The organism is Ruegeria sp. CDSA141, assembly GCF_059612005.1.
The window spans coordinates 51,264-76,603 of record NZ_JBXWPT010000006.1 but is presented as its reverse complement, the minus strand read 5'-3'; the positions used below and the strand labels follow the sequence as shown (position 1 = coordinate 76,603).

General features: G+C 57.6%; 20 protein-coding genes. 5 read left to right on the top strand and 15 right to left on the bottom strand.

Annotated features, from left to right (window positions below; all coding sequences use genetic code 11):
* Positions 1-185: 185 nt before the first annotated feature.
* From AC2FLP_RS11040 to AC2FLP_RS11030, 3 genes are all read right to left on the bottom strand, one after another.
* Positions 186-2,162, bottom strand: coding sequence for a DEAD/DEAH box helicase (locus AC2FLP_RS11040; protein WP_496683661.1), 1,977 nt, complete (start codon positions 2,160-2,162; stop codon positions 186-188).
* A gap of 387 nt (positions 2,163-2,549) precedes the next feature.
* Entirely contained in the window at positions 2,550-4,931 is a 2,382-nt protein-coding gene (locus AC2FLP_RS11035) for a thiamine pyrophosphate-binding protein (protein WP_496683658.1), read from the bottom strand.
* Between the two features lie 14 nt (positions 4,932-4,945).
* Positions 4,946-6,145 carry a methionine gamma-lyase gene (locus tag AC2FLP_RS11030; protein WP_117873866.1) on the bottom strand — a complete coding sequence of 400 codons (1,200 nt, stop codon included), beginning with the start codon at positions 6,143-6,145 and terminating at the stop codon, positions 4,946-4,948.
* Positions 6,146-6,260: 115 nt separating this feature from the next.
* Here AC2FLP_RS11030 and AC2FLP_RS11025 point away from each other — a divergent pair, with 115 nt between their 5' ends.
* Complete coding sequence (locus tag AC2FLP_RS11025; protein WP_117873868.1) at positions 6,261-6,713, top strand: Lrp/AsnC family transcriptional regulator; 453 nt, start codon at positions 6,261-6,263, stop codon at positions 6,711-6,713.
* Positions 6,714-7,038: 325 nt separating this feature from the next.
* Here the strand turns inward: AC2FLP_RS11025 and paaZ are convergent, their stop codons facing one another.
* From paaZ to AC2FLP_RS10995, 6 genes are all read right to left on the bottom strand, one after another.
* Positions 7,039-9,069 carry a phenylacetic acid degradation bifunctional protein PaaZ gene (gene paaZ / locus AC2FLP_RS11020; protein ID WP_299897464.1) on the bottom strand — a complete coding sequence of 677 codons (2,031 nt, stop codon included), beginning with the start codon at positions 9,067-9,069 and terminating at the stop codon, positions 7,039-7,041.
* Positions 9,070-9,187: 118 nt separating this feature from the next.
* Positions 9,188-10,375: a cytochrome P450 gene (locus tag AC2FLP_RS11015; RefSeq protein ID WP_496683653.1), complete on the bottom strand. Its 1,188-nt coding sequence runs from the start codon at positions 10,373-10,375 to the stop codon at positions 9,188-9,190.
* Positions 10,375-11,727: a TRAP transporter large permease gene (locus tag AC2FLP_RS11010; protein WP_299897470.1), complete on the bottom strand. Its 1,353-nt coding sequence runs from the start codon at positions 11,725-11,727 to the stop codon at positions 10,375-10,377. The genes AC2FLP_RS11015 and AC2FLP_RS11010 overlap by 1 nt, the downstream gene beginning before the upstream one ends.
* Positions 11,727-12,230: a TRAP transporter small permease gene (locus AC2FLP_RS11005; protein ID WP_299897473.1), complete on the bottom strand. Its 504-nt coding sequence runs from the start codon at positions 12,228-12,230 to the stop codon at positions 11,727-11,729. The genes AC2FLP_RS11010 and AC2FLP_RS11005 overlap by 1 nt, the downstream gene beginning before the upstream one ends.
* Before the next feature lie 57 nt (positions 12,231-12,287).
* Positions 12,288-13,307: a TRAP transporter substrate-binding protein gene (locus AC2FLP_RS11000; protein WP_299897476.1), complete on the bottom strand. Its 1,020-nt coding sequence runs from the start codon at positions 13,305-13,307 to the stop codon at positions 12,288-12,290.
* A gap of 70 nt (positions 13,308-13,377) precedes the next feature.
* Positions 13,378-15,411: an FAD-dependent oxidoreductase gene (locus AC2FLP_RS10995; RefSeq protein WP_496683650.1), complete on the bottom strand. Its 2,034-nt coding sequence runs from the start codon at positions 15,409-15,411 to the stop codon at positions 13,378-13,380.
* Between the two features lie 103 nt (positions 15,412-15,514).
* Here AC2FLP_RS10995 and paaG point away from each other — a divergent pair, with 103 nt between their 5' ends.
* Genes paaG through AC2FLP_RS10975 form a run of 4 tightly spaced genes read left to right on the top strand, consistent with a single transcriptional unit; the run spans position 15,515 to position 18,663 of the window.
* Complete coding sequence (gene paaG / locus AC2FLP_RS10990; protein WP_117873880.1) at positions 15,515-16,300, top strand: 2-(1,2-epoxy-1,2-dihydrophenyl)acetyl-CoA isomerase PaaG; 786 nt, start codon at positions 15,515-15,517, stop codon at positions 16,298-16,300.
* 2 nt (positions 16,301-16,302) lie between these two features.
* Entirely contained in the window at positions 16,303-16,728 is a 426-nt protein-coding gene (paaI, locus tag AC2FLP_RS10985; RefSeq protein ID WP_117874108.1) for a hydroxyphenylacetyl-CoA thioesterase PaaI, read from the top strand.
* Between the two features lie 24 nt (positions 16,729-16,752).
* Positions 16,753-18,063, top strand: coding sequence for a phenylacetate--CoA ligase PaaK (paaK, locus tag AC2FLP_RS10980; protein WP_117873882.1), 1,311 nt, complete (start codon positions 16,753-16,755; stop codon positions 18,061-18,063).
* Positions 18,064-18,066: 3 nt separating this feature from the next.
* The gene (locus AC2FLP_RS10975) at positions 18,067-18,663 is read left to right on the top strand and encodes a TetR/AcrR family transcriptional regulator (protein WP_299897484.1); all 597 of its coding nucleotides are present in this window, start codon (positions 18,067-18,069) and stop codon (positions 18,661-18,663) included.
* A 97-nt stretch (positions 18,664-18,760) separates the two neighbouring features.
* Here the strand turns inward: AC2FLP_RS10975 and AC2FLP_RS10970 are convergent, their stop codons facing one another.
* The 6 genes from AC2FLP_RS10970 to hpaE are packed head-to-tail and all read right to left on the bottom strand — an operon-like array spanning position 18,761 to position 25,337.
* Complete coding sequence (locus AC2FLP_RS10970) at positions 18,761-19,816, bottom strand: aldolase/citrate lyase family protein (RefSeq protein WP_496683645.1); 1,056 nt, start codon at positions 19,814-19,816, stop codon at positions 18,761-18,763.
* A gap of 11 nt (positions 19,817-19,827) precedes the next feature.
* On the bottom strand, positions 19,828-20,628 hold the full coding sequence (gene hpaH, locus AC2FLP_RS10965) for a 2-oxo-hept-4-ene-1,7-dioate hydratase (protein WP_299897487.1): 801 nt from the start codon (positions 20,626-20,628) through the stop codon (positions 19,828-19,830).
* Entirely contained in the window at positions 20,625-21,479 is an 855-nt protein-coding gene (locus tag AC2FLP_RS10960) for a fumarylacetoacetate hydrolase family protein (RefSeq protein ID WP_299897490.1), read from the bottom strand. The genes hpaH and AC2FLP_RS10960 overlap by 4 nt, the downstream gene beginning before the upstream one ends.
* Entirely contained in the window at positions 21,476-22,873 is a 1,398-nt protein-coding gene (locus AC2FLP_RS10955; protein ID WP_299897492.1) for a pyridoxal phosphate-dependent decarboxylase family protein, read from the bottom strand. Before AC2FLP_RS10955 ends, AC2FLP_RS10960 begins: the two co-directional genes overlap by 4 nt.
* Before the next feature lie 58 nt (positions 22,874-22,931).
* A complete protein-coding gene (gene hpaD, locus AC2FLP_RS10950; RefSeq protein WP_299897495.1) occupies positions 22,932-23,774 on the bottom strand; it encodes a 3,4-dihydroxyphenylacetate 2,3-dioxygenase in 843 nt (280 codons plus the stop codon).
* A 54-nt stretch (positions 23,775-23,828) separates the two neighbouring features.
* The gene (hpaE, locus tag AC2FLP_RS10945; RefSeq protein WP_496683639.1) at positions 23,829-25,337 is read right to left on the bottom strand and encodes a 5-carboxymethyl-2-hydroxymuconate semialdehyde dehydrogenase; all 1,509 of its coding nucleotides are present in this window, start codon (positions 25,335-25,337) and stop codon (positions 23,829-23,831) included.
* Between the last annotated feature and the right edge of the window lie 3 nt (positions 25,338-25,340).

Genomic DNA, 25,340 nt, shown 5'->3' with positions numbered 1-25,340 from the left:
ATTGAGATCGCAAGAAGAGCAAAGCTTACTTTGCTCCAGCCCTGCAAAATCACGCAACTGTTAAGCTAATGTGTCTTCCCCGACAGGAATTCAGAGCATTTGGTCACCTCATCCGAGGGGAAGTATGATCCACGCAGAAGGCCATTAGCCAAAGCCCCGAGACCAGACCTTGGCCGTGCCTCAATTCAATAGCCTTCTGACTGGGATTTGCGACGTTTGGGGACTGCGTTGCCACCTTTGGCGGACTTTGTGGCCGCAGCGCGTGCACGGTTCTTCTTGCTGCTTGGCTTGCCCTTCGGCGGCGGTGGGCCTTTCGGGGCATCTCCGGCTGGCTTGGCGTGACCACTCTTTTTCTCCACGCTCCCGGCCTTGCGCTTTTTCGGTTTTGCGCCCGAAGCCTTGAACTTACTTTTTGTATCGTCGTCCGACGCTCGGAGGGTTTCTGTTGCGCGCACGGTCTTTGCCGACTGGGCCTCGGGTTTGGGCTGGCGGCGAGGGGCTTTCCGCTCAGCCGGAGCAGCGTCCCTTTTCTTTCCCGAAGGCCTGCCTTTGAACTTGCGATCAAGACCGGGCCGACCGGTTGACGACAGGTCTGGTGCCTTGTCCAACCGTACAAGGTCCTTTGTCCCTTCTATCTTCATATCTGGACCAAGGCTGGTCAGAAACCTGTCGACACTGCCTTCTCGGATTTCGACATATGTTACATCATCGGCAATCCGGATGGCTCCGATATCATCTTTCGTGAGATCGCCCGCCTTGCATATCATCGGCAGCATGTGACGTGGAGATGCGTTCTGATTGCGCCCCTCGGACACTGAAAACCAGACGCTGGGGCCAAAAGATGCGCGCGGTTTTGGCGCGCGTTGATCGACCGCTGACAGCTCCTCCGGGGCGGAATGGCGCAGTTTGTATTGCCTGAGGTAGGCGGCTGCGATTTGTTCGGGCGTAAAACTTTCAATCAGTTTCTCAACCGACGGGCGTTCGCTTTCCGTGATTTCAGCCTGCCAGTCCTCTGATGCAAACATCCGGGCCTGATCGCGATCGTTCACCTCTTCGGCGGACGGGGCCGATCCCCAATCTGCTGTCAGCTTGGCAAATTTCAGAATACGCTCCGCCTTTTTGCGCGATGATGGCTCTACGATCAGTGTACTGACACCCTTGCGCCCAGCGCGGCCTGTACGGCCAGAACGGTGCAGCAGTGTTTCATGGCTGTTGGGCAGTTCGGCATGGACCACCAGATCAAGGTTGGGCAGATCGATGCCGCGGGCCGCAACATCGGTTGCCACGCAGACGCGGGCTCGCCCATCGCGCATTGCTTGCAACGCGTTGAATCGTTCGCTCTGGGTCAATTCACCGGACAGGGCCACGACTGAAAAGCCCCGGTTTGACAGGCGCGCTGTCAGGCGCGAAACCATCGCACGGGTGTTGCAGAAAACGATGGCATTGGGGGCCTCGTAATACCGCAGCAAATTGATAATCGCGTTTTCACCGTCACGCGGGGCCACCATCATGGCACGATACTCGATATCCGCGTGCTGTGTCTGTTCGCTGACCGTGCTCACACGCGCTGCGTCGCGCTGATACCGCTTGGCCAGATTGGCAATTGCGCGTGGCACAGTGGCAGAAAACAACAACGTCTGACGATCTGCAGGTGTTTCATCAAGGATGAACTCTAGATCCTCGCGGAACCCCAGATCCAGCATTTCATCGGCTTCGTCCAGTACAACCGCGCGGATAGCGGTCAAATCGATTGAACCCCGATTGATATGGTCACGAAGTCGCCCCGGAGTGGCCACAACGATATGGGCGCCTCTGGCCAATGCGCGACGCTCATCCCGAATGTCCATACCCCCGACGCAGGAGGCCAGAAACGCACCTGCCCCCGAATACAACCAGCCAAGTTCCCGCTTCACCTGCAGTGCCAGTTCCCGGGTCGGCGCAACAACCAGCGCCAACGGCGCTTCGGGCTTGCCGAGCGTTTCTTCCTCCCCCAGCACCCTGTGCGCAATCGCAAGACCAAACCCAATGGTTTTCCCTGATCCGGTCTGGGCCGATACCAGCATGTCACGCCCTTCCAGCTCGGGCTGGGTGACAGCGCGCTGAACTTGGGTCAATGTTTCATAGCCCTTGCGCGCTAGCGCATCTGCAATGGTTTGTTTCACGGTGGTGGTTCTTTGTATCGGCCAGGTGATAGGAGCTGCGCGGAATTGCGATCAGCGGATCATCCAAGGGTAAAGACAGCCCCATACCGGTTGCCATCCCTATTGTATAGACAGGAATACAGACATTTTCGCCGAAAAACTTCCCAGTTGGGAACACCGAGGCGGATCGGACGCCGCGCCCCCCGACAGAACCAGACAGCGTCAATTTTCCCGCAACGCCGTCTCAATGTTTAACATTATTGACGGCGGATGACTGACGTCGAACGTCGGAATTCCGCCCCGGACGTTCACGATCATGCCGATCAATTCGATGACACGGCCCTCGTCGACCCTCTACGGACCAAACAGGGTCGGAGCGGGCTCGTTCTTGATCTTATTGAACCGAACTCAAGTCCCCGTCGCCCAATGAAGAACTCTACCCTGGGTCAAGCCATTCACTTTTTCGACGATGGCATCGGCGTCAATACAGTGGTGGCGATAGAGATCACCGATCGTTCCTGTCTGACCAAAGTGTTCGACGCCCATCGGAATGGTCTGATGCCCGCCCACAGCGCCCAGCCACGACAATGTTGCAGGGTGCCCATCAATCACGGTGACCAGATTGCAGTGCGGCGACAGGCCAGACATCAGGGTTTCGATGTGGGAAAGTGCTGCCGGGTTGCCGCGCGAGCGCGCGCGTTGCGCCGCCGTCCACCCTGCATTCAGCCGATCCGCAGACGTCACGGCCAATACGCCGATATCGCGACGGCCTTCACCAATCATGCCAGCGGCCTTGATTGCTTCGGGCGCGACCGCTCCCTGATAGACGATTGCAACTTCGCAATTTGGTCCCGGTTTCCGTAACCAGTATGCGCCGTCTATGGCGCCCTGTCGAAACTCGTCATCCACGCGTTTGCCCGGTTGTTCAATCGGGTTGGTCGTCAGACGCAGATAGACGGAGCCACCGGTTTCGTCTCGCAGCCAGGTGCGCTCGTCCGGTTGTCCTTCACCGTCGCGTTGCAAATAGTCGAAGGCCCATTCCATGATCACCGCCAGTTCATCAGCAAAGGCCGGTTCGAATGCGGCCAGCCCGTCTTGGCTCATCCCGATCAGCGGAGTGCCAATGGATTGATGCGCGCCGCCTTCAGGCGCCAGCGTGACGCCCGACGGCGTTCCAACCAGAAGAAAGCGTGCATCCTGATAGCAGGCGTAGTTCAACGCATCGAGGCCGCGACTGACAAAGGGGTCGTACACGGTGCCAATCGGAATCAATCGCTTGCCGAAAAGGGAATGCGACAGACCCGCCGCGCCCAGAAGCAGCATCAGGTTCATTTCGGCGATCCCAAGCTCTATATGTTGCCCTTCCGGCGTGAACTCCCATTTCGCAGTCGATGGGATACGGTGTTCAATGAAGGCGTCGGCTTGCGTGGATCGGGCAAACAGCTTACGCCTGTTTACCCAGGGTCCCAGGTTTGTTGTGCCGGTGACATCCGGGGAGGTTGTCACGATGCGCTCTGCCAGCGGGCCGTCGCCTTTTGACAGATCGTCAAGGATCTTGCCAAACGCCATCTGGGTCGAGATTTCACGGCTGGTGTCGACCTCGATCCGTGGCACATCCAACTTGTCATCAAAATAACGGCGCTGACCTTTGGCAAAGAAAGGCGTATTCGTGAGGAAATCCTTGAGCTTTTCTGGGTTCTGTACTGTCGCAAGCGGCTCCCATTCCTTGCCTTTTGGCACGCCCATATGCGACTGCCACGCGGCGAACTGACTGTTGTTCATCAGCCCGCCGTGATTGTCCTTGTGGCCCGCGATGGGTGTGCCCCATCCTTTGACGGTGTAGGCAAGGAAACATGTCGGGCGATAATGATCGATGGCGGCAAATGTCTGTGCCATGGTCTCGACGCAGTTGCCGCCAAGGTTTTCCATCAGCGCCGCAAGGTCGGCATCCGTCCGCCGTTCGATCAGAGCGGTCACATCCCCCTGATCACCCAGATCATCCATGAGGCGCTGCCGCCAGACCGCCCCACCCATGAAGGTCAAAGCCGAGTAGTCCTGATTGGGACATGCGTCGATCCAGTCGCGCAGGCGCTCGCCGCCCGGTTCTTCAAAGGCCGCGCGTTGCAGAACCCCATATTTCACGCGCACGACATCCCAACCGAACGCATCGAAGATTTTCTCGATCCGTTCGAACAGCCCTTCACGGACGATACCGTCCAGTGACTGTCGGTTGTAGTCAATGATCCACCACGTATTGCGCAGGTCGTTCTTCCAGCCTTCCTGCAAAGCCTCGTACACATTGCCTTCGTCCAGTTCGGCATCGCCAACAAGGGCCACCATTCGCCCCATTGGCGCGTCTGCCCCCCAGCTTTTGGCCTTGATGTAATCCTGAATGATCGAGGCAAACGAGGTGATCGCGACACCCAAACCCACCGAGCCGGTGGAAAAATCAACGTCGTCGATATCCTTGGTCCGGCTGGGATAGCTTTGCACACCGCCAAAACTACGGAAATTTTCCATCTTCTCGCGGGTTTGATTGCCCATGAGGTATTGCATCGCATGAAAAACCGGAGAGGCATGGGGTTTGACTGCCACCCGGTCTTCAGGGCGCAGCGCTGAAAAATAGAGCGCGGTCATGATCGACACCATCGAAGCAGACGATGCCTGATGGCCACCAACTTTGATCCCATCCACCTTTGGCCGGATGTGGTTGGCATGGTGGATCATCCAATGCGACAACCATAGCAAGCGCTGTTCGACGATCTTCAACTGGGTGGGATCAATGTGCATGGCGGTCTCCTGGTTCAGGCAGCGCTGCGGGCAGGATAGGGCAAAGCTTGATCCAGGTCTGCGAGGATATCTTCTACATCTTCAAGCCCGACGGACAAACGGATCAAACCATCGCTAATCCCATGCTCGGCCCGTTCTTCTGGAGTATACGTCGAATGAGTCATGGATGCAGGGTGCTGGATCAGCGTTTCGGCATCGCCCAAGGACACCGCGCGCTGGATCATGTTGAGGCGGTTCATGAATTCAATCCCACCGGACAGGCCGGACTTGATCTCGAACGCGATCATGGCGCCGGATTGGGACATTTGCCGCTGCGCTACGTCGTGCTGGGCAAAGCTTTTCAGCCCGGGGAAATAAACCTCGGCGACGGCGGGATGGGCTTCGAGGAAATCTGCAACGACCCTGGCGGAAGCACAGTGACGATCCAGACGCAGGTTCAGTGTTTTCAGTCCGCGCAGGATCAGCATCGCGTTGAAAGGGGCCATGACCGCACCGGTCATATCCTTCATACCGACCAGGCGGATTTCGGCAATCTGTTCGGCGGTGCCAACAACCAGACCGGCGACCACATCGCCATGCCCGCCGAGATATTTGGTGGCAGAGTGCAGAACGATATCCGCCCCGTGCTCGATCGGGCGGGTCAGATAGGGGCTGGCATAGGTGTTGTCGACGACAACCGTTGCGCCTGCCGAATGCGCAATCTCGGCGCTGGCGGCAATGTCCACCAGACGCATGTTCGGGTTGGCCGGAGTTTCGAAATAGACAACGCGGGTATTCTCGGAAACCGCCGCTTTTAGGTTCTCGGGGTCTGTCATGTCGACATGGGTGATTTTGACCCCCCATTTTGCCAAACCGTGGCGCATGAAAGCGAAGGTGCAGCCATAGAGTGTTTTGTCCACGATGACTTCGTCCCCTGGCGACAGCAGGGTCCAAAGCACTGCCGTTATCGCCCCCATGCCGCTGGAAAGGGCCAGTCCGGCCTCGGCACCTTCAAGCACGGCAATGCGTTGTTCTAGAAGGTCACATGTGGGGTTCGAAATACGGCTGTAGATATGACCTGCGCGTTCACCGGCGAACATCTCTCCACCAGCCTCTGCGGTTTCGAAGGTAAACGTGGACGTCAAATGCAGCGGTGGCGTAAGCGCGCCGTCATTTTCCAAAGGGTTATAAGCGTGGTGAATGGCGCGGGTGGCAAATCCGGTTGAACGAGTCATTGCAAGCTCCTGTTTCAAGCTGACGCCAGTTTGAGCTTTTACTTTGGGCTTTTGCTTGCAAATAATACCAAGAATACGACTAATATTGGCATTTTCTGCCAAGGTTGAGGTTGAAATGGACGATAAAGACAGACAAATCATTCGGGCGCTGCAAAAGGACGGGCGCATGACGAACCAGGATCTTGCCGACGAGGTGAACTTGTCTCCATCGCCGTGTCTGCGCCGGGTCAAGAACCTCGAGTCTCGCGGAATCATAAAGGGTTACAGCGCAGATGTGGACGCCGCCGCGTACGGCATAGGCATTACCGTTTTTGTGCGGATCCGGTTGGAGCGGCACAATGAAACGGACGTTCAGAATTTCGAGAAACGCGTTCGGATGATCGACGAAGTTCTCGAATGCCACGTGCTGACCGGGGCGATGGACTACCAGTTGCGGGTGCTGGTATCGGATCTCGAGGCATATGAGGAGTTCATTCGAAACAGAATTCACCCGATCGGTGGGATTGCCTCGATCGACACAAGCTTTGTTTATGGAACGGTAAAGAAGACCGCTGTTTTTCCGCCCTGACGGAACGCGTCCGCTTAATCTGCGAACTCAGGCTGAGGTGCATGTTTAACAGGCGCTGGGATCAGGGTTCATAGCCAATAGATGACGATGGCGACGCGGGCGAGTGGATCTTTGAGCCTCTGTGGCACAGGGTTGCGACACGCCGCCAGTCCTTGAGCCTGTCAAACATGGCCTTGACGCGATTGGGCCGCTTGGTGTGCTTCGCAGGCAACCAACACTGTTTGCGACCCTGGATTCAGGCGCGCATCCCAGAGATCAGACATGTTCGCCGCTCGTTTTTCGAACCGTGAACACGCTGACCTGCCAAATTCAATGGGTTCCGGGCCTAGTAGGCGACCATCGTCAACAGCTCATATTCCGCGACCATTTCATCATCCTGCTGAGTCAGGGTGACATGCCAGCGGACTTCGCCGTACTCTTCGTTCCGCTTGGTCTTGGCCTTGACCGTCAACCGCACCTTGATGGTATCACCTGCCTCGACAGGCTTCATGAATCGCAATCCGTCGAGGCCAGTGTTTGCCAGAACCGGGCCCTCGTTCGGTTCAACAAACAATCCGGCTGCAAATGACAAAAGCAGGTAGCCATGGGCCACTCGGCCCGGGAAGAACGGGTTCCGTTCCGCCGCTGCCTGATCCATATGCGCGTAGAACGTATCGCCGGTGAAATTGGCAAAGTGTTCGATGTCTTCCATCGTGATTGTACGGGGCGCTGTGTGGATGGTCTCGCCAATCGCCAGCTCATGGAACCGGCGCGTGAATGGATGGGCTGGTCCTTCGACCTCGGTCGCGCCGGGAACCCATGTGTTCCCGATTGCGGTCAGCAGATCGGGCGATCCCTGAATGGCTGTCCTTTGCATGTAATGCTTCACGCCACGCACACCGCCCATCTCCTCGCCGCCACCAGCGCGTCCGGGACCGCCGTGAACCATATGCGGCAGCGGAGAGCCGTGGCCGGTAGATTCCTTCATCGAGTCGCGATTGTTGAAGTACAGGCGCCCATGATAAGCCCCTGCCCCCATGGCAACGTGCCGTGCCACATCGGCGTCACGGGTTATGACCGACGCCACCAGCGACCCTTGCCCGCGATTTGCCAGTTCGATCGCATGGTCGAGATCGCGATAGCCCATCACAGTGCTGACCGGGCCAAAAGCCTCGGTTTCGTGGACACGCCGGGCCGCATCCGGATTGGCACAATGATACAGCATCGGCGGCAGGAACGCGCCTTTCTCGGCATCTGCCCCATCAACCACAAAATCATCAGGGTTTCCGAAAACGCGTTCGGCTTCTTGCCCGATGATTGCCACCTTTTCCAGGACGTCGCGTTTCTGACCGTTCGAGACCAACGCACCCATGCGTGTCGTTTCCAGCCTAGGGTCACCGATGACCGTTTTGGCCAGCCTCGCGGACAGGGCTTCGATCACCGCCTGCACCAGAGGCTCTGGGGCCATGATCCGACGGATTGCGGTACATTTCTGCCCAGCCTTCGTGGTCATCTCGCGCTGGACTTCTTTGACGAAGAGGTCGAATTCCGGCGTGCCCGGTTCGGCATCAGGGCCGAGGATCGAGCAGTTCAGACTGTCCTGCTCGGCCACGAAACGAACTGAATTCTCCAGAATCACCGGGTTGGAACGCAGTTTTGACGCCGTTTCTGCAGATCCGGTGAAACTGACTACGTCCTGCATGGTCAGACGATCCAGCATATCGCCCAAACCACCCGAAACCAGCTGCAACGCGCCCGCAGGCAAAATGCCGGAGTCCAGCATCAGCCGGACGCATAGTTCGGTTACGTAGCACGAGTTCGTTGCCGGCTTTACGATGGCCGGAACGCCTGCCAAGAGTGTCGGGGCCAGCTTTTCCAACATCCCCCAGACAGGAAAGTTGAACGCGTTGATATGAACCGCCACGCCGTGCAACGGGGTGCAGATGTGTTGCCCCAGAAAGGTGCCGTTGCGGGACAGTTGCTCAACCTCACCGTCCAGGTAGACATGTCCGTCCGGCATCTCACGTCGGCCTTTCGAAGCGAAGACGAACATCGTGCCGATGCCGCCGTCAATGTCGATCAAGTGGTCCGACTGTGTAGCACCTGTGCTGAAAGACAGGTCATACATTGCCTGCTTATGCTGACCCAAATGAATGGACAGTGCTTTGAGCATCTTGGCCCGTTCATGGAACGTCATCTTCCGCAGCGCCGGCCCACCGACATTGCGCGCATAGTCCAGCATCCCCTGCACATCCAAGGCGCTATTGCCGGCCGCGGCGATCACCTCGCCTGTGACCGCGCTTGTAATATTGCGGGCACCCGCACCGGGCGAAACCCATTCACCGGCTGCGAAGCTGGAAATCTGTTGGATTGTCATGAGCGTCTCCTCATCTGCTGTGTGATCTTCGCGCGGCCGTATGCCCGTCTCACGAAATCATAATATAAACCGTACGGTCGGTCAATAAATTGGCGAATTGGAATCGAAACCGTACATCTCAGACTTGCGCTGGCAGTCGCGCGAAACCCCGAAATCGAATGCGTCCGCCTCGTTCAGCGCCGTCAGGGATGCGATAGGTCGGAAATCGCGCCAGAAACCGTCCGACGGCCACGCGTCCCTCCATACGCGCCAAGGTCAGGCCAACGCAGGTATGGGGGCCTCCGGCAAACGCATGATGCTTGTTGGGGCGTCGATCCAATACAACTTCATCAGGTTGTTCAAACTGCCGCAGATCGCGATTGGCTGCGCCGATGCACAGGTGAATGTCTGTACCTGCTGGAATGGTCTGACCATGGAACGTCACATCTTCAGTGGTCAGACGGTTGCCAAATTGATTTGGGCTTTCCAGCCGCAGGAACTCGTCCACCGCCGTGTTGATCAGATCCGGATTGGCCAGCAGCTCGGCCCGTTTGTCGCGGTGCCGTTCCAACAGTTCCAATGCGTTGCCGATCAGGTTGGTGGTGGTCTCGTGCCCCGCATTCAGAATGAAAATGCAGTTCTGGTAGAGCTCGACCTCGGTCAGGCCACCATCGGTGTCATCCTGCATCAACCGTGTCAGGACATCCGTCGCAGGATCTCCGGGGTTGGCCCGGCGATCTTCAATGATGTGCTGAAGAAAGTCCTTGAAATCAGAAACCGAGCGGTTGCCCCACTCTTCCTGATCGGGCGTCAACTGAGGCTCCAATGCGCCCAGTATAGCCAGAGACCAATCCCGCAAAGGCCCGCGTTCTGATCGGGGAATGCCAAGCAGGTTGCCGATGATCTCGATCGGGATGGCCCCGGCGAAATCCTCGATCAATTCTACCGGGCCCTTGGCTTGCATCTCGTCCAGCAACCCATCGACAAGTTGAACCAGGCCCGGTTCCATCTGCGCCAGCGCCCGTGGGTTCATCGCGCCAACCATGACCTTGCGGACGCGGGTATGCAGGGGCGGGTCATTGAACACAAGGCTGGTGGTATGGTGTTCGTACAGCGGGCTGTCGATCCCGTATTTTGGGCCGAAAACCGCCTTTTTATCCGATATGAAACGCACCGTATCCCGGTAAACCAGATCCAGGTCATCATATCGCGACAGGATCACCGATCCGTCGGGCTGCCAGCAGACGGGCGTGTCTTCGCGCAACGCGGCGTAAGTTGGATAGGGATCCGTATGAAACCCGTCCGGGAGCGCTGTCAGAGAGAACATCAGTGACCCATCGCTCCCATTTGTTCGGGAAGGACCAGAACCAGCCAGGGCACCAGAACAATCAGGGCCAGACGGAAGATGTCTGCCACCCAGAACGGGGTGACTCCTTTGAAGATTGTTCCGGTCGATACGTCCCCGACCACGCCTTTCAGAATGAACACGTTCAGGCCCACGGGCGGCGTGATCAAACTGATCTCGGTCACGACGACAACGACAATGCCGAACCAGATCGGATCATATCCCAGTGACGTGACCAATGGGAAAAAGATCGGCACCGTAAGCAACAGCATCGACAGCGATTCAAAAACGCATCCCAGAATAATGTAGATCCCGAGGATCATCAGGATCACGACGAAGGGTTCCACCTCATACGCGGTGACCAGAGCGATCAACGCTTCGGGCAGACCAGCCAGGTTGATGAAATTCGAGAAGATCTGCGCCCCGATCAGAACCGAGAACAGCGCCGCGGCGGTGAAACTGGTTTCCTTCAGCACTTCAAAGGTCGAACCAAGGGTCAGCCCACCGCGCGACAATGCAATCAGGAATGCACCCATCGCGCCCATACCGGCAGCCTCGGTCGGGCTGAACGTCAGGTTCAGAGGATAGAAATCGAACACTCCGTACAAACCGCCGATCACCAGGAAGAACAGCAGCAACACGGCCCAGACCGAGCGCAACGCCGTAAGGCGCTCGCCCCAGCCGTGGCGTTCACCTGCAGGGCCGGACTCGGGCCTGCGCCAAACAGTCCAGCGCACGGCGAACAGATAAAAGAGGATACCAAGTACGCCTGGGATGATGCCAGCAACGAAAAGTTTGCCGATCGAGGTTTCGGTCAGCAGGCCATAGATCACCAGAATAACCGACGGTGGGATCAGGATGCCCAGCGTGCCACCGGCGGCAATCGACGCCGTTGACAGCTCATCCGCGTACCCATAGCGGCGCATTTCCGGCATCGCGACTTTGGACATGGTCGCAGCCGTTGCCAGCGAGGATCCGCAAATGGCCGAAAAGCCACCGCACGCGGCGACCGTCGCCATTGCGATACCACCTCGGAAGTGGCCCAGAAAAGCGTTTGAAACCGCGTATAGTTCGCGCGCGAGCCCGCCCTTGTTCACGAACAGGCCCATGAGGATGAACAGTGGCACGACCGACAGGCCGTAGTCCTGTGCCGTGTCCGTAATCTGACGACCCACCATCGACATTGCGGCCTTCAGTCCGCGCTCGGACAGGATGCTGCCACCGCGCTCATATGCGAACCCAAGCGTCCCCACTAGACCCATCGCAAACACAATGGGCAAGCGTACCAACACAAGAATCAGGACAAGGGCGAAACCGATCAGTGCGGCAGTCATTAGGCGTGCTCCGACAAGGTTTGGGGGGCAAAAATGTACAAAAGACCGGTGATGAACATCGCAACGGCCGTGATTGCAGTGAAGGCGGCGATGAACCAACCAACATAGAAGACCGGGATTGAGAGGTATTCGGTAACGTCGCCGTAATCCCGTGCACGTTCAGCCAAAATCCAGACGCGCTGAATCGGCCAGATCAGCATGATGCCGGACACCAGATAGACGATCGCATCGCGCGCTCTGCTCAGCCGCAAGCGTGAGAAAATTCCATCCGTCAGGTCGACTGCGATTTGCCCCTTCCCTGCCGAGATCATCGGCAAGACCGAGAACACAAGGATCGCCATCAGAATCCGCGTCAGTTCGGTTGCCGCCTCGATCGGAGCATTGAAGACAGAGCGCAGGATAACGTCAAAAAAGGTCATCACCATCAGGATGAACAGCGCCACACAGGCCAGCACCGTCGGAATGATACTGACGCGACGCGCGAAGGTCACGATAGATTGCATGATTGGCCCCCAACGGGTGAAGATGGCTGGCGGGTCAACCCCGCCAGCCGGGCTGCGTTACTGAGCAGCCATTTCGTTAACGATCATGTCATATGCGGCTTGCGCATCAACACCGGTGCCATTGACCTCTTCGATGACCGTGGCGCGCACATCGGCAGCAATCGCATTAAACTTTTCCAGATCTTCAGCAGACGCTGCATTGATCGCGTTACCTTCGGTCTGTTCGGTCGCCTCACGGCCGATCGCGTCGATCTCATCCCAGATTTTACCGATTTCGCGGCTCAGCGGTTCACCGAAAACCTTTTCTTCCAAAGCAGCCTGCACATCGGCGGGCAGATCCGCAAACGTGTCTTCGTTCATGATAAACGCAAACGACCCGCGATACAGGCCACCCGGAACTTCATAGACATTTTGCGCCACTTCGGTCAGCTTGAAGCCTTTGCGGGATTCAAACGGCATGACGACACCATCAGCAGCTTTCGAAGCGAGTGTCTCGTATACTTTCGGCGCAGGTACCTGGATTCCGGTTGCGCCCAGCGCCGTGCCGACGTCGCCGCCCACACCACCTGGGATACGAACCTTGAGACCCGCCACTTCGTCAAGCGTTGTCACCGGGCTGCTGGAGTGAAGCTGTGCCGGGCCATGGGTGTGCAGCGCGACCACTTTCACACCGCGATGTTCGTCCGCCGCCTTGAGATACTGGTCGTATGTACGCCAATACGCGACCGAGGCCGCTTCGGCCGAGCCCTCATATCCGGGCAGCTCAATCATCTTGGTGGTGACGAAACGACCGGGCTGGTATCCATGAAAGATGATCGAAGCATCCGCTGCGCCATCCATGATCAGGTCCATCTGCGCCGGCGGCGGGGCAATTCCCAGCTTCAATTCTGCAGTGACTTTGCCGTCGGTAGCTTCTTCGACCATTTCCACGAATTTCGGCCACATCTTCGCGTTGATGCCGTGGGTTGGCGGTGCCCAGCTGGAAATCGTCAGCGTATAATCCGCCGCCAGTGCCACTGTGCCCGATACGGCCATCGCGGCCGAGGCCAAAAGAGTGCTCAACTTGGTGAATTTCATGGTTTTGTCTCCTCCCTGTGAAACATGACTCGAGAATGCGTTAATGGTCACTTTTGTAACCATCAACATGTTAATAGTTTTCGGATCGACCCGCGACACGCCACGAACCGGGACTTTCTTTCGCTACGGTTAGCATATTTGCGTTGGACCGGCTGTTTCCGATTTCATTGCAATAGTTCATCGGCCCTCCTCTCCAGCGCGGGAAGCCGTATCCATGGATTTGAACCATATCGACGACTTCTGCGTTTTCCGCGGTCCCTTCTTCAATGATCAAAGCGCCTTCGTTGGCCAGAACCGCCAGCAGTCTTGAAGAGATATCCTCGTCCGAAAAAACCCGCCGGGTGATGCCCTGCTGGTCAGAATAGGCTTCGATCAATGCCTCAACTTCGGAATCCCGAACTGAGTTGCGACTGCCTTCTTCGTAGCGATACCACCCTTTGCCAGTACGCTGGCCAAAACGCTCCATCTCACAAAGCTGGTCTGCGATGGTGACATAGCGTTCATTCGGGTCGCGGTGTGCTGCATTGCGTTTGCGGTTCGCCCAGGCAATTTGAAGACCGGTCAAGTCCTGAAGCTCATAAGGACCCATGGGCATCCCGAACGCCCGCATCGCATGGTCCACCTGATAGGGAAGCGCCCCATCTGCCAGCAGATAATCGGCCGCGCGCCGATAGGCTGCCAACATGCGGTTCCCAATGAACCCATCGCAGATACCCGACAGCACCGAAACCTTGCGAAGCTTTTTCCCAAGCGCGAATCCGGTTGCGACAACTTCGGGAGACGTTTGCGGAGTGTGCACGACCTCAAGCAGCTTCATGACATGGGCCGGGCTAAAGAAATGCAGACCTATGCAACGGGTCTGATTGCCGACGCCCGCGAAAATCTCGAGCGGGTCCAGATAGGACGTATTGGTGGCCAAAATCGCATCGCTGCTCATATGCTTGGCCAGCTCGTCAATTACCTGCTGCTTGACGGGCAGGTCTTCAAAAACAGCCTCGATCGCCAGTTCAGCATCCGCAGCTTCTGAATACCGGTTCACCGCACGAAGCGCAGCAAGGCGATCCCGAAGCTCCGCCTCGGACATCTTGCCTCTCTTGACCGCGCCTTGCAAAAGACCCTCAACCCGATCGTGCGCTGCCGCCGCGGCGTCCGCGTCTCGCTCGATCAACGTCACGGACAGCCCGCCGTTCAGGGCCGCAGTTGCGATCCCTGCCCCCATTAATCCTCCTCCGACAACGGCTATCCGTGATATGTCACGGGCGGCCACCCCTTTGATCAACGAAGGTTTGGACACGGCACGTTCAGCAAAAAACGCGTAGCGCAAAGCGCGGCTTTCCGGGCTTTGGCGCAACTCCAGATGGCGCGCGCGCTCTTTCGGTTGTGCGGTGGTAAATGGCTCAACCGACCAACCAAGCGCCGTCAGGTTTTCCAACGGCGATTTCTGACCCTTGGCGCGCTTCTTCAAAGCCTGGCGGCTCGCCTTCAACAGATCCGGCGCAAATTCCGCCACAGCACGCTGGCTGACAGGTATTGGGCGTTCGGGCAGGTCGGCAACCAAGTCCAGAACAGCACTCTTAGGGTCTTCGGCGACGCGGTCGACGCCGCCAAGCTCGGCCAGTGTCTCTGCCTTGAGAATTTTGCCCGAACAGGCCATGTCAATTGCAGCCCGCATCCCGACCAGACGCGGCAATCGTTGTGTGCCCCCTGCCCCGGGGATCAAACCCACATTGACTTCCGGCAGGCCAAAACCTGTTCTCGGCGCTGCGATCCGCCATGCACAGGCTATGGCGATTTCGAACCCGCCACCCAGCACGTTGCCATGCATGCAAGCGATGAACGGAACCTCGCTGTCTTCGATTTTCTGAACTACGTCAGGCAAATGTGGCTCGACCGGCGGTGCGTCGAATTCGGACATGTCGCCGCCCGCGACAAAGGTTTTACCAGCGCAACACAGCACGGCCACGCGCGCGCCCTTGACCGCATCAACCGCGTCAGACAGCCCCTGGCGAACACCTGTCGACGTCGCGTTTACCGGCGGGTTGTCAATTGTGACCCACGCCACGTCGCCCTTAAATTCAACGCTCACCAGCGACGACTGCGACATTTGCAATCCCTTTGATCGGTTCAGATTCGGTTCGGGTTTATATATTGACCAACCGTTCGGTTAATGCAATGATTAAGTTGAAACGAGAACAGATGAGACAGTCATGAACGATACGATTCTTGTACAAGACAACGGGAACTGGGTCGAAATCACCCTGAACCGCCCGGACAAGTTGAACTCGTTCAATGAAGAAATGCACATGGCGCTGCAGGATGCACTGAAAGCCGCGCGCGACGGCGGCGCCCGCGCGGTATTGCTGACCGGTGCCGGGCGTGGCTTTTGTGCTGGTCAGGACCTCAGTGATCGCGATCCGTCGAAAATGGATGGCCCGCCGGATTTAAGCAAGACGGTACGCATGTTCTATGGCCCTCTTGTCCGTTTGATCCGGTCGATGAATATCCCGGTGATCTGCGCCGTGAACGGAGTAGCAGCCGGGGCGGGTGCAAATCTTGCGCTGGCCTGTGATATGGTTCTGGCCGCGGAAAGTGCGAAATTCATTCAGAGCTTTTCCAAGGTGGGCCTGATTCCAGACACGGGCGGCAGTTGGCACTTGCCGCGTCTGTTGGGCGAGGCACGCGCCAAGGGGCTGGCCCTGACAGCCCAACCCCTTCTGGCCAAACAAGCCGAAGATTGGGGGTTGATCTGGAAGGCAGTGGCCGACGATCAATTGATGACCGAAGCGCGCGTTCTTGCCGCGCAATTGGCAAACGGCCCTACCCTCGGGCTCGGGCTGACCAAACAGTGCATTCAAACCGCTGCCACCACGTCCCTCTCGGATCAGCTTGAGATCGAAGCGGACGCAATGAAGACCTGCGGGGAAAGCGCGGATTACGCCGAAGGCGTATCCAGTTTTCTTGAAAAGCGGGCACCGAATTTCCAGGGACACTGATGATGACACCCAAGGAACGTGCCACGAGATCCGCTGAAGCGATGTGGGCGAATGACCAAGCCAGCAAATGGTTCGGGATGAATCTGGTCGAAGTCGACGAAGGCCGTGCAGTCCTGACCCTGACAGTCGCGGACCATCACTGCAACGGGCACGGCATTTGCCACGGGGGCGTCACTCATGCCCTGGCCGACAGCGCCTTTGCCTTCGCCTGCAACAGCCGCAACGTGGCAACCGTCGGCCAGCATACGATGATGAGCTATCTCGCGCCCGGAAAAAAAGGGGACCTTCTGACCGCAACCGCGACAGAGGTTGCCGTCACCGGCCGCAGTGGCATCTATGACGTTCGCGTCACCAATCAAGACAACACCCTGATCGCCGAGTTTCGCGGAATGTCCCGCGCGGTTGGCGGGCAGAATTTTCAGGAATAGCTTCGCGACTGGAGGAGTGACGCGATGGAAGACCTTTCCCCAAACAAAGCGGATCTGGACCCGATCGAGATCGCCTCGGTCGACGAAATCCGTGCGACGCAGCTTGAACGCCTCAAATGGTCCGTACGCCACGCCTATGAAAACGTGTCGATGTACAAGCAACGGTTCGACGAATCCGGTGTGCATCCTGACGATCTTCAGCAGCTCTCGGATCTGGCGAAGTTTCCGTTCACGTACAAGAATGATCTGCGTGACAACTATCCGTTCGGCCTGTTCGCCGTTCCACGCAGCCAGATCATTCGTCTGCACGCCTCGTCCGGTACGACAGGCAAACCGACGGTGGTGGGCTACACAAAAAACGACATCGACAATTGGGCGGATCTGGGCGCAAGGTCCCTGCGCGCATCGGGGTTGCGTAAAGGTGACATGGTGCACAACGCCTATGGTTATGGGTTGTTCACCGGCGGTCTTGGCGCTCATTACGGGATCGAGCGGCTTGGCGCGACAGTCGTCCCCATGTCCGGCGGGCAAACCGAAAAGCAAGTCAACCTGATCAACGACTTCCGGCCCGACGGGATCATGGTTACGCCCTCCTATATGCTCAATATCCTTGAGCAGTTCCACAAGGTGGGACTCGACCCGCGTGAAAGCTCGCTGAAGGTTGGTGTGTTCGGTGCTGAACCCTGGACTGACGCCATGCGTGCCGAAGTCGAGGCTGCGTTTGATATGCACGCGGTCGATATCTATGGCCTGTCCGAAATCATGGGGCCCGGGGTGGCCAATGAATGCGTTGAAACCAAGGACGGGCCGGTGATCTGGGAGGATCACTTCCTGCCTGAAATCATTGATCCCGCAACCGGAGAGGTCTTGCCCGATGGCGAAACCGGCGAGTTGGTGTTCACGACCCTGACCAAGGAGGGGTTGCCGATGATACGCTATCGAACCCGCGACCTGACCTGCCTGCTGCCGGGTACAGCACGGTCCATGCGCCGGATGGCCAAGATCACCGGTCGCAGCGACGACATGATGATCCTGCGCGGTGTCAACGTCTTTCCCAGCCAGATTGAAGAACAGGTCATGGCAACAGGGGGCCTTGCCCCTTATTATCAGATCGAGCTGTACAAATCCGGCCGCATGGACGCCATGCGGGTTTTTGTTGAATCGTCCCCGGATTCCACCGACGAACTGTCCAAGACAGCCGCAGCACGTATGCTGACGAAGCGGATCAAGGACGTCGTTGGCGTCTCAACGGAAATTGTTGTAGGTGACCCCGGCGACGTCGAACGCTCTCAGGGCAAGGCGAAGCGCGTCGTCGACAATCGCGATAAGGAATAAGCCGTGGCCCGTACAATCGCCAAAGACCACGACCAGAAGCGGGAACAAATCCTTAAAACGGCAGCCAAAGTGTTCGCCGACCAAGGGTTTGATCGCGCCTCCATGACCCTGTTGGCAAAAGAGTGCGGGATTTCCAAGGCAAACATCTACCACTACTATGACAGCAAGGATGCCATCCTGTATGACATCCTCGAAACCTACCTGCGCGAGCTTCGCGACCGCATCTGCAATGTGGACCTGAATGGTCTCACGCCTGAGCAGAAGCTGCGGAAAGCGATACGCGAAATCCTGTTTGCCTACCAAGGCGCAGATGACGAACACCGGGTGCAGATCAGCGGCATGAGCGCATTGACCGAGGAACAACAGAAGCTTCTGCGCGGGTATCAGCTGGAATTGGTGAATTTTGTGCGCGACATCCTGAAGGAACTGTCTCCGGAAGCCTTCAACGACAACAGGGACAAGCTGCGCGGCGCCACGATGTCAGTTTTTGGGATGCTGAACTGGTATTACATGTGGAACACCGGAGCAGGGTCCAGGGCCCGCGAAGACTATGCTGATCTGGTCAGCACTCTGACCGTCCATGGTATCCACAAGCTTTAGCTGTGGCCTTCGGACAAAGCTGTTCGAAATCTATCGCAGGTATGCCTACCTTTGTCCCGTTGCCACAGTGCCAGTTTCAGGGCCGTAACGCGGTTCCTCATCCTGACCAGTCAATGCGGAACTCTTCCCGAAAGGCAAAACGCACCAGATGAGCCTCAATTACCCGTTGCCATCCGGCCAGATCACCGCGCGCCCGGGTGGCGGCGGTTACGGCCAGGCTGGTAGCGCTTGCTGAAAGGGTGACGCGATTCCCGTCTGGAAAGCTTACACTGCCCCGCGTTTCATCGAATGTTACCTGGGCCTTGTGCGACCAGTGTTTGCAAAGCTGTTGCAGGTATTTCGACGCCGCGCCTGTCTGCGCAATTCCCGAAGCCACCTGATCGGGCAGCAGGCTGAGCCCATCAGCGGCAGCGGCCCGGATCGCCTTGGCAAACAAGGTCACATCGATATCAGTGGCCACGAATGTTGCCCCCAGATCCAGACATTTTCGCTGCATGACCGGATCCAGCGACAATATCCCTGCTGCCTTGCCTGCCGCAACGATGCGCTGGATCGCATCCAGCACGGCCTCGATCACGTCCGGGTGCCCGGCATTGCCGATATGGCCCATATCAGCGGCCAAATCCGACGGGCCGACGAACACCCCATCGACTTCGGTCGCCAGAATGTCGCCCAGCGCCTCCAGCCCAAGCCTGTTTTCGACCTGCACCAAAAGACAGATCTGCTCGTCCGCCGTTTTCAGATAATCCGGGATAGCCGCAAAACGCGAGGCCCGCGCCAAGGCGGAACCTACGCCCCGAACGCCATGAGGTGGATACAGCACGGCCCGCACCAGTTCGCGCGCCTGATCGCCGCTTTCCACCATCGGCACCAGAATGTTCTGCACACCGGCATCGAGATATTGCTTGATCATCCAGGTCTCGCCAATCGGCAGGCGTGCGACGGGGGTACTGCCAGATCCTTCAATCACCCTCACTTGCTCGAGGATCGAGCGCAGATCGTTTGGCGCATGCTCTCCGTCGACCAGCAGCCAGTCAAATTGCGCGGTCGCGGCGATCTCGGCGGTGTAGGCATTGGCCAAGCCGATCCAGCACCCGATCAAAGGGGTTCCCGACGTCAGCGCGGCCTTGAACGTATTGCTTGGCGCGGGCATTGGCGAACCTTTCAGGCGAAATTGATATCAACTGAGCCGAACGGCCCGAAATCCGCGTGGATTTCTGTTCCCGAGGGGCATTCGACCGGGCGGATAAAGCTGCCTGACAGAATAACCTGGCCCGGCGCGATGCTTTGACCGTATTGCGCCATACGGCGCGCTAGCCAGACGACGCTTTCGACCGGATCGTTCAGCACCCCCGCGCCCAGACCGGTTTCTTCGATTTCACCATTGCGGAAGGTCAGCGCACCAACCCATCGCAGATCAAAAGCATCGACCGGATGACGCTCTGCACCCAGAACGATACCTGCATTGGCGGCATTATCACTGATAGTGTCAAACACCGTGCGGGCCTTGCCGGTTTCAGGATCCACACGTTGAATCCGTGTATCCAGAATTTCGATGGACGGCGCGACGTAATCCGTCGCAGCGATGATTTCTTCGCGGGACACGTTTTCTCCGCCAATGGCCGATTTCATCACCAAGGCAATTTCAGCCTCGATCCGGGGCTGAATGAATCGCCCGGCCGGAACGGTGGCACCCTGTTCAAACACCATGTCGTCAAACAGAATCCCACTATCAGGAATGTCGATGTTCAGCGCGTATTGCATGGCTTTCGAAGTCAGGCCGATCTTCCACCCAATCACTTTGCGCCCTTCGGACAGTTTCTGGCGATAGATGGCGTTCTGCACATCGTAAGCGTCATCCATGTCCATCTCGGGATGGCGCAGACTGAGCAGGCCAATCTGTTCATGCGTGCGTTCTGCCTGCAAAAGGTCAGCGGCCGCGCGCACATGGTCTTCGGGCGTCATACCTTTTCATCCTCAACCGTATTTCGCAGCGTACCGATGCCTTCGACCCAGACCTCGACCACATCACCGGGTGCCAGATATTTCGGCGGGTCGAACCGCGCGCCCGCCCCGGTCGGTGTACCGGTCACAATGATATCGCCGGGCAGAAGCGTCATGAAAGTCGAAATATATTCGATCTCGCGCCGGATCGGGAACATCATGCGGTTCAGCGTATCATCCTGCCGCAACTCACCATTCACGCGGGTTTGAAGACGCGCCTCATCCAGCTGGGCCGCATCCGTGAAAGGAACCAGCCACGGGCCGATGGCCCCAGAGCGGTCCCAGTTCTTGCCTTGCGTGACATTGAACTTGGCGTGCCGAACCCAGTCGCGAATGGTTCCTTCATTACACAGCGTCAGCGCGGCGATGTGCTCATACGCGTCCTGCTGCGGAATGCGACGGCCAGCCTTGCCAATCACGATGGCCACTTCGCCTTCGTAATCCAGCGTGTGGTTTTCCGGCGGGCGGATCAAAGGCCGGTTATGGCCGGTAAACCCACTGGCGAAACGCGGGAACAGCGACATGTGTTTTGGCTGCACGCTGCCATCCTTGTATTCCGCATTCCGGTCGGGAAAGTTCACCCCGACGCAAAGGATACGTCGCGCATCCGGCATCACCATGTCATATGTAAACTCGGAATGGGTGACAGGTTTGCCGTCGGCGGCTTCTGCCAGTTGATCAAATGCACCGGCAGCGATCACCTCGTAGAGGCTGGCGTATTCGGGGAAGACCGGATTCAAAGCAATTGCACCACTGTCGGTGATTGCCCCAAAAAAACGCTCATCACCCGAAAAGAAAGTTGCAAACTTCATTCAATAGTCTCCCACACGTCCCGGATCACGTCCGCCGCCATCAGCACGTCATCGCGGGTGGTATCGAACTGCCCGACCTGAAAGCGGATGATTTTGCGTCCATCGAACAAGCCTTGGGTCAGGTAAATCCGGCCATCGTCATTCAGCGCGTCCACCAGACGCTGTTGCTGGGCGTCGTCCCCGGGACAGCGGAAGGAAAACAAGCTGAGGATCGGGCCGGTTGTGATCTCGAACCCCTCGATCGAACCGATCTTTTCCGCCAGTTCGCTGGCCCATGTCACGTGGTTGCGGATGCGTTCGCGCAATCCTTCCAACCCGTATGACCGCAACAGGAACCAGATTTTCAACGCCCGGAACCTGCGGCCCAAAGGGATGGTCCACTCAGAGTAATTTGTCACCTCTGCACCGGTTGTCTTGAGGTATTCCGGTTCAATTTTCAGCGTATTGAGCTGGGGCGCGGCGTCTCGCAGGAACTGGATGGCACAATCGAATTGCGCGCCCATCCATTTATGCGGGTTGAAGACAATGCTGTCATAGCGACCGGCCCCCTGCCACAAAGCCTTGCGAAATTCCGGGCAGATCATAGCCGATCCCGCCCAAGCGGCGTCGAGATGGGTGTAGAGGTCGTATTTTTTCGCAATGTCAGCTACGGCCATAAGGTCGTCGCAAGCCCCCGCTCCTGTGCCGCCGGTAATGGCAACGATCCCGGCCGGAATATGCCCGGCGGCAATGTCATTCTGAATGGCGGCCTCAAGCGCCGAGGGAACAATCCCGAAGTTCGGCCCCTGTGTGGGCAATTTGACCAGATTGTCCTGACCAATCCCAGCGACCCAGCAGGCCCGGTCAATCGACGAATGCACCTGATCCGAACAATAAATCCGCAATGCACCCTTCGCGTTCAGACCTTCTCGGTTGCCGGTAAAGCCGGTGGCCCGTTCCCGCATGGTCAGCACTGCTGATAACGTAGCCGAAGAGGCGCTGTCCTGAATGACGCCGGTCATGCCCTCAGGCAATCCAAGGGCCTGCCGCAACCATTCGACCATGACGCCTTCAACCTCGGTCGCGGCAGGCGATGTCTGCCACAACATGCATTGCGCTGCGATAGTCGTCACCAGCATCTCGGCCAACATGGACGGGGGCGCGGCATTGGCCGGGAAATACGCAAAGAAGCGTGGATGCTGCCAATGGGTGATGCCCGGCATCACGATCCGTTCGAAATCGGCCATGATGGCGTCCATCGGCTCGCCTGTCTCGGGTGGTACTGGCACAAGCTGGGCCGCGATTTCCCCCGGCGCGGTCTGCGCCCGCACGGGACGTTCAGCAAGTGTCTTGTGATAATCCGCCGCCCATTTCGAGATGTGCTGACCCCAATACGAAAACGTGTCCCAGTTCATCTACTGACTTTCCTTTGTGACGGGATCACCGCCAAATCCTCGTGTTCCGTTGCTTGCGTCACACCGAAAAGCTGACATTTGCCTGACCGGTGCCAGAGCTGCCGAAATACGGGGTGTAAATGTCAATTTCACCTTTGTAGCTTCCCCAACCCAACGCACCAAACAGCAAAGCGGTGTCATTCATGGCGCATTCGCCAGTGCATTTCTTTGCATAGTCCGGCAGCATTTCAAGGAACTCTTCAAACCTGCCCTGCTGCCACAACTCCAGAACGCGCATGTCCATCTGGCGGTTGAACTCGCCATTCACTGCATTCAGCCCGTCGACCGAGCGTTCATTCGGAGTGAAGTCGTGGCTGAGCGAGCCGGACGCCAGAATGGAAACATTGCGGTCCGAACGTCGGATGCCTGTGGCAATGGCCTCGCCCCAGGCCCGGTTTTCTGCAATCGACGAGAATTGATTGACTGCCACCGGCAATACCCGGGCATTCACACCATCGTTGATGAAATGCATCGGCAGCAGGGTGCCGTATTCCATGCCCATGTCGGGGTGCGAATGGCCCAGCGCCCGCTCTCCCCGTTCGCGCAGAACGTCAAGGATGGTTTCCCCCAGTTCGTGATCGCCGCGATAATCGAACTCCATATCCGCCAACATATGCGGCAGTTCGTGACTGATGAATCGACCCTTGTGACGTTCTTTCGTATTCAGGTGAAACCCTTGATTGGTGATCCAATGGGTGTCGAACACAATGAACGTCTCGACCCCGCGATCTATCGCGTCCTGACGCAGGCGTTCATACCCATCAATGGCAGATTGCCGGATGCCTTTGTATTTTGGCATCGTGTGGGACATCCAGATGCTGGGTACATGCGTAATCTTTGCGGCCTGTACTATCTTTCCCATGGCAATTCCTCCTCGTGAAATGGGCTTGCCCCAGCCGGGGTCGGCCTATGAGATCTACTTACCCAACTGCATGATCTTGTGCTGACCGGTGGCAAAGCCAATGTGTTTCTGTTCCATATAGAATTCAAAGCTCCAGTCGCCGCCATCCCGGCCGATGCCGGACGCCTTGACCCCTCCGAACGGCGTTGGCAAGTGACGTGCGTTCTCCGAATTCACCCAGATCATTCCAGCCTCCAGCTTGTCTGTAAACCGAAGCGCGCGGGTCAGATCATTGGTCCAGACATAGCCGGTCAGGCCATAAGGTGTGTCGTTGGCGATCTCCAGCGCCTCGTCCTCGGTCGAGAACGGGATCGAGGTCAGGACAGGGCCAAATATCTCTTCCCGTGCGATGCGCATTTGGTTGGTGGCATTGGTGAACAGGGTCGGCCGGACAAAGTAGCCCGCATCCCCCACCGTGACGCCGCCAGCGGCGACAGTTGCGCCATCTTCCTTGGCGACGTCGAAATAGCTCGTAACCTTGTTGTAGTGTTCTTCAGTCACCAACGGCCCAATCTCGGTCTCCGGGTCCAAGGGGTGGCCCACCTTGATGCTGTTGACGCGTTCAATCAGTCTGGCTTCGAATTCTTCCTTGATCGTGTCCTGCACCAGAAGTCGCGAAGACGAGGTGCAGCGTTCGCCATTGATCGAATAGATCATAAAGATCACGGCATCCAACGCGCGGTCCAGATCTGCATCGTCAAACACGACAACGGGGTTTTTTCCGCCCAATTCCAAATGGTTGCGCTTATGGGTGTCTGCGCCTTGCTTGACGATCAGACTGCCGGTACGACTTTCGCCCACAAAAGCAATGGCCTTGATCAGTTCATGCTCGCACAAAACCTTGCCAGCGTCGGGGCCAAATCCGTTGACCGTGTTCAGCACACCTTTGGGCAGCCCTGCCTGTTCGGCGATTTCCACCAGCAGGCGAGCCGTCAGAGGGGAATCCTCGGCGGGTTTGTGAACCACCGTGCAACCCGCAGCCAACGCAGGCGCGATCTTCCAGGTCGACAGCATGAACGGCGTGTTCCACGGGGTGATCACGCCAACCGGGCCAATTGGCACACGGGTCGTAACATTCATCAGTGTCGGAGACTTCAGGTGCTGCCCGTCCCGTGCCTGAATCACCTGATCCGCGAAATACCGGAAGTTCTCTGCGCCCCGCAACGCTGCCTTTGACATGAAGCGCAGAGTCTGCCCTGTGTCCCAGCACTCGCACAGTGCTATTTCCTCGGCGCGGGCTTCAATGCCATCAGCCACATTCAACAAAATGCGACGGCGTTCGGTGGCGGGAATGTCTCGCCACTCTGCAAAGGCTGCATGAGCGGCCTTGGCTGCCGCGTCAATATCATCACCCGTGCCATGGGCAACATCACAGATCACGGATTTATCGACGGGCGAGACAGACTGAAACACTCCGGCAGATCCGTCCCAATCTTCACCCGCTATTCGGTTGCGGATGCCCGTTTCCCGGAACCGGTCCAGAAAGCCGTTCAGCTTTTCGATGTTTGTGTCCAATGCACTCATGCG

What these genes read in the sequence shown, in the direction of transcription:
- AC2FLP_RS11035 (WP_496683658.1), bottom strand. Translation starts at nt 4,931, where the DNA reads ATGCACATTGATCCCACCCAGTTGAAGATCGTCGAACAGCGCTTGCTA.
- AC2FLP_RS11030 (WP_117873866.1), bottom strand. Translation starts at nt 6,145, where the DNA reads ATGACTCGTTCAACCGGATTTGCCACCCGCGCCATTCACCACGCTTAT.
- AC2FLP_RS11025 (WP_117873868.1), top strand. Translation starts at nt 6,261, where the DNA reads ATGGACGATAAAGACAGACAAATCATTCGGGCGCTGCAAAAGGACGGG.
- paaZ (WP_299897464.1), bottom strand. Translation starts at nt 9,069, where the DNA reads ATGACAATCCAACAGATTTCCAGCTTCGCAGCCGGTGAATGGGTTTCG.
- AC2FLP_RS11015 (WP_496683653.1), bottom strand. Translation starts at nt 10,375, where the DNA reads ATGTTCTCTCTGACAGCGCTCCCGGACGGGTTTCATACGGATCCCTAT.
- AC2FLP_RS11010 (WP_299897470.1), bottom strand. Translation starts at nt 11,727, where the DNA reads ATGACTGCCGCACTGATCGGTTTCGCCCTTGTCCTGATTCTTGTGTTG.
- AC2FLP_RS11005 (WP_299897473.1), bottom strand. Translation starts at nt 12,230, where the DNA reads ATGCAATCTATCGTGACCTTCGCGCGTCGCGTCAGTATCATTCCGACG.
- AC2FLP_RS11000 (WP_299897476.1), bottom strand. Translation starts at nt 13,307, where the DNA reads ATGAAATTCACCAAGTTGAGCACTCTTTTGGCCTCGGCCGCGATGGCC.
- AC2FLP_RS10995 (WP_496683650.1), bottom strand. Translation starts at nt 15,411, where the DNA reads ATGTCGCAGTCGTCGCTGGTGAGCGTTGAATTTAAGGGCGACGTGGCG.
- paaG (WP_117873880.1), top strand. Translation starts at nt 15,515, where the DNA reads ATGAACGATACGATTCTTGTACAAGACAACGGGAACTGGGTCGAAATC.
- paaI (WP_117874108.1), top strand. Translation starts at nt 16,303, where the DNA reads ATGACACCCAAGGAACGTGCCACGAGATCCGCTGAAGCGATGTGGGCG.
- paaK (WP_117873882.1), top strand. Translation starts at nt 16,753, where the DNA reads ATGGAAGACCTTTCCCCAAACAAAGCGGATCTGGACCCGATCGAGATC.
- AC2FLP_RS10970 (WP_496683645.1), bottom strand. Translation starts at nt 19,816, where the DNA reads ATGCCCGCGCCAAGCAATACGTTCAAGGCCGCGCTGACGTCGGGAACC.
- hpaH (WP_299897487.1), bottom strand. Translation starts at nt 20,628, where the DNA reads ATGACGCCCGAAGACCATGTGCGCGCGGCCGCTGACCTTTTGCAGGCA.
- AC2FLP_RS10960 (WP_299897490.1), bottom strand. Translation starts at nt 21,479, where the DNA reads ATGAAGTTTGCAACTTTCTTTTCGGGTGATGAGCGTTTTTTTGGGGCA.
- AC2FLP_RS10955 (WP_299897492.1), bottom strand. Translation starts at nt 22,873, where the DNA reads ATGAACTGGGACACGTTTTCGTATTGGGGTCAGCACATCTCGAAATGG.
- hpaD (WP_299897495.1), bottom strand. Translation starts at nt 23,774, where the DNA reads ATGGGAAAGATAGTACAGGCCGCAAAGATTACGCATGTACCCAGCATC.
- hpaE (WP_496683639.1), bottom strand. Translation starts at nt 25,337, where the DNA reads ATGAGTGCATTGGACACAAACATCGAAAAGCTGAACGGCTTTCTGGAC.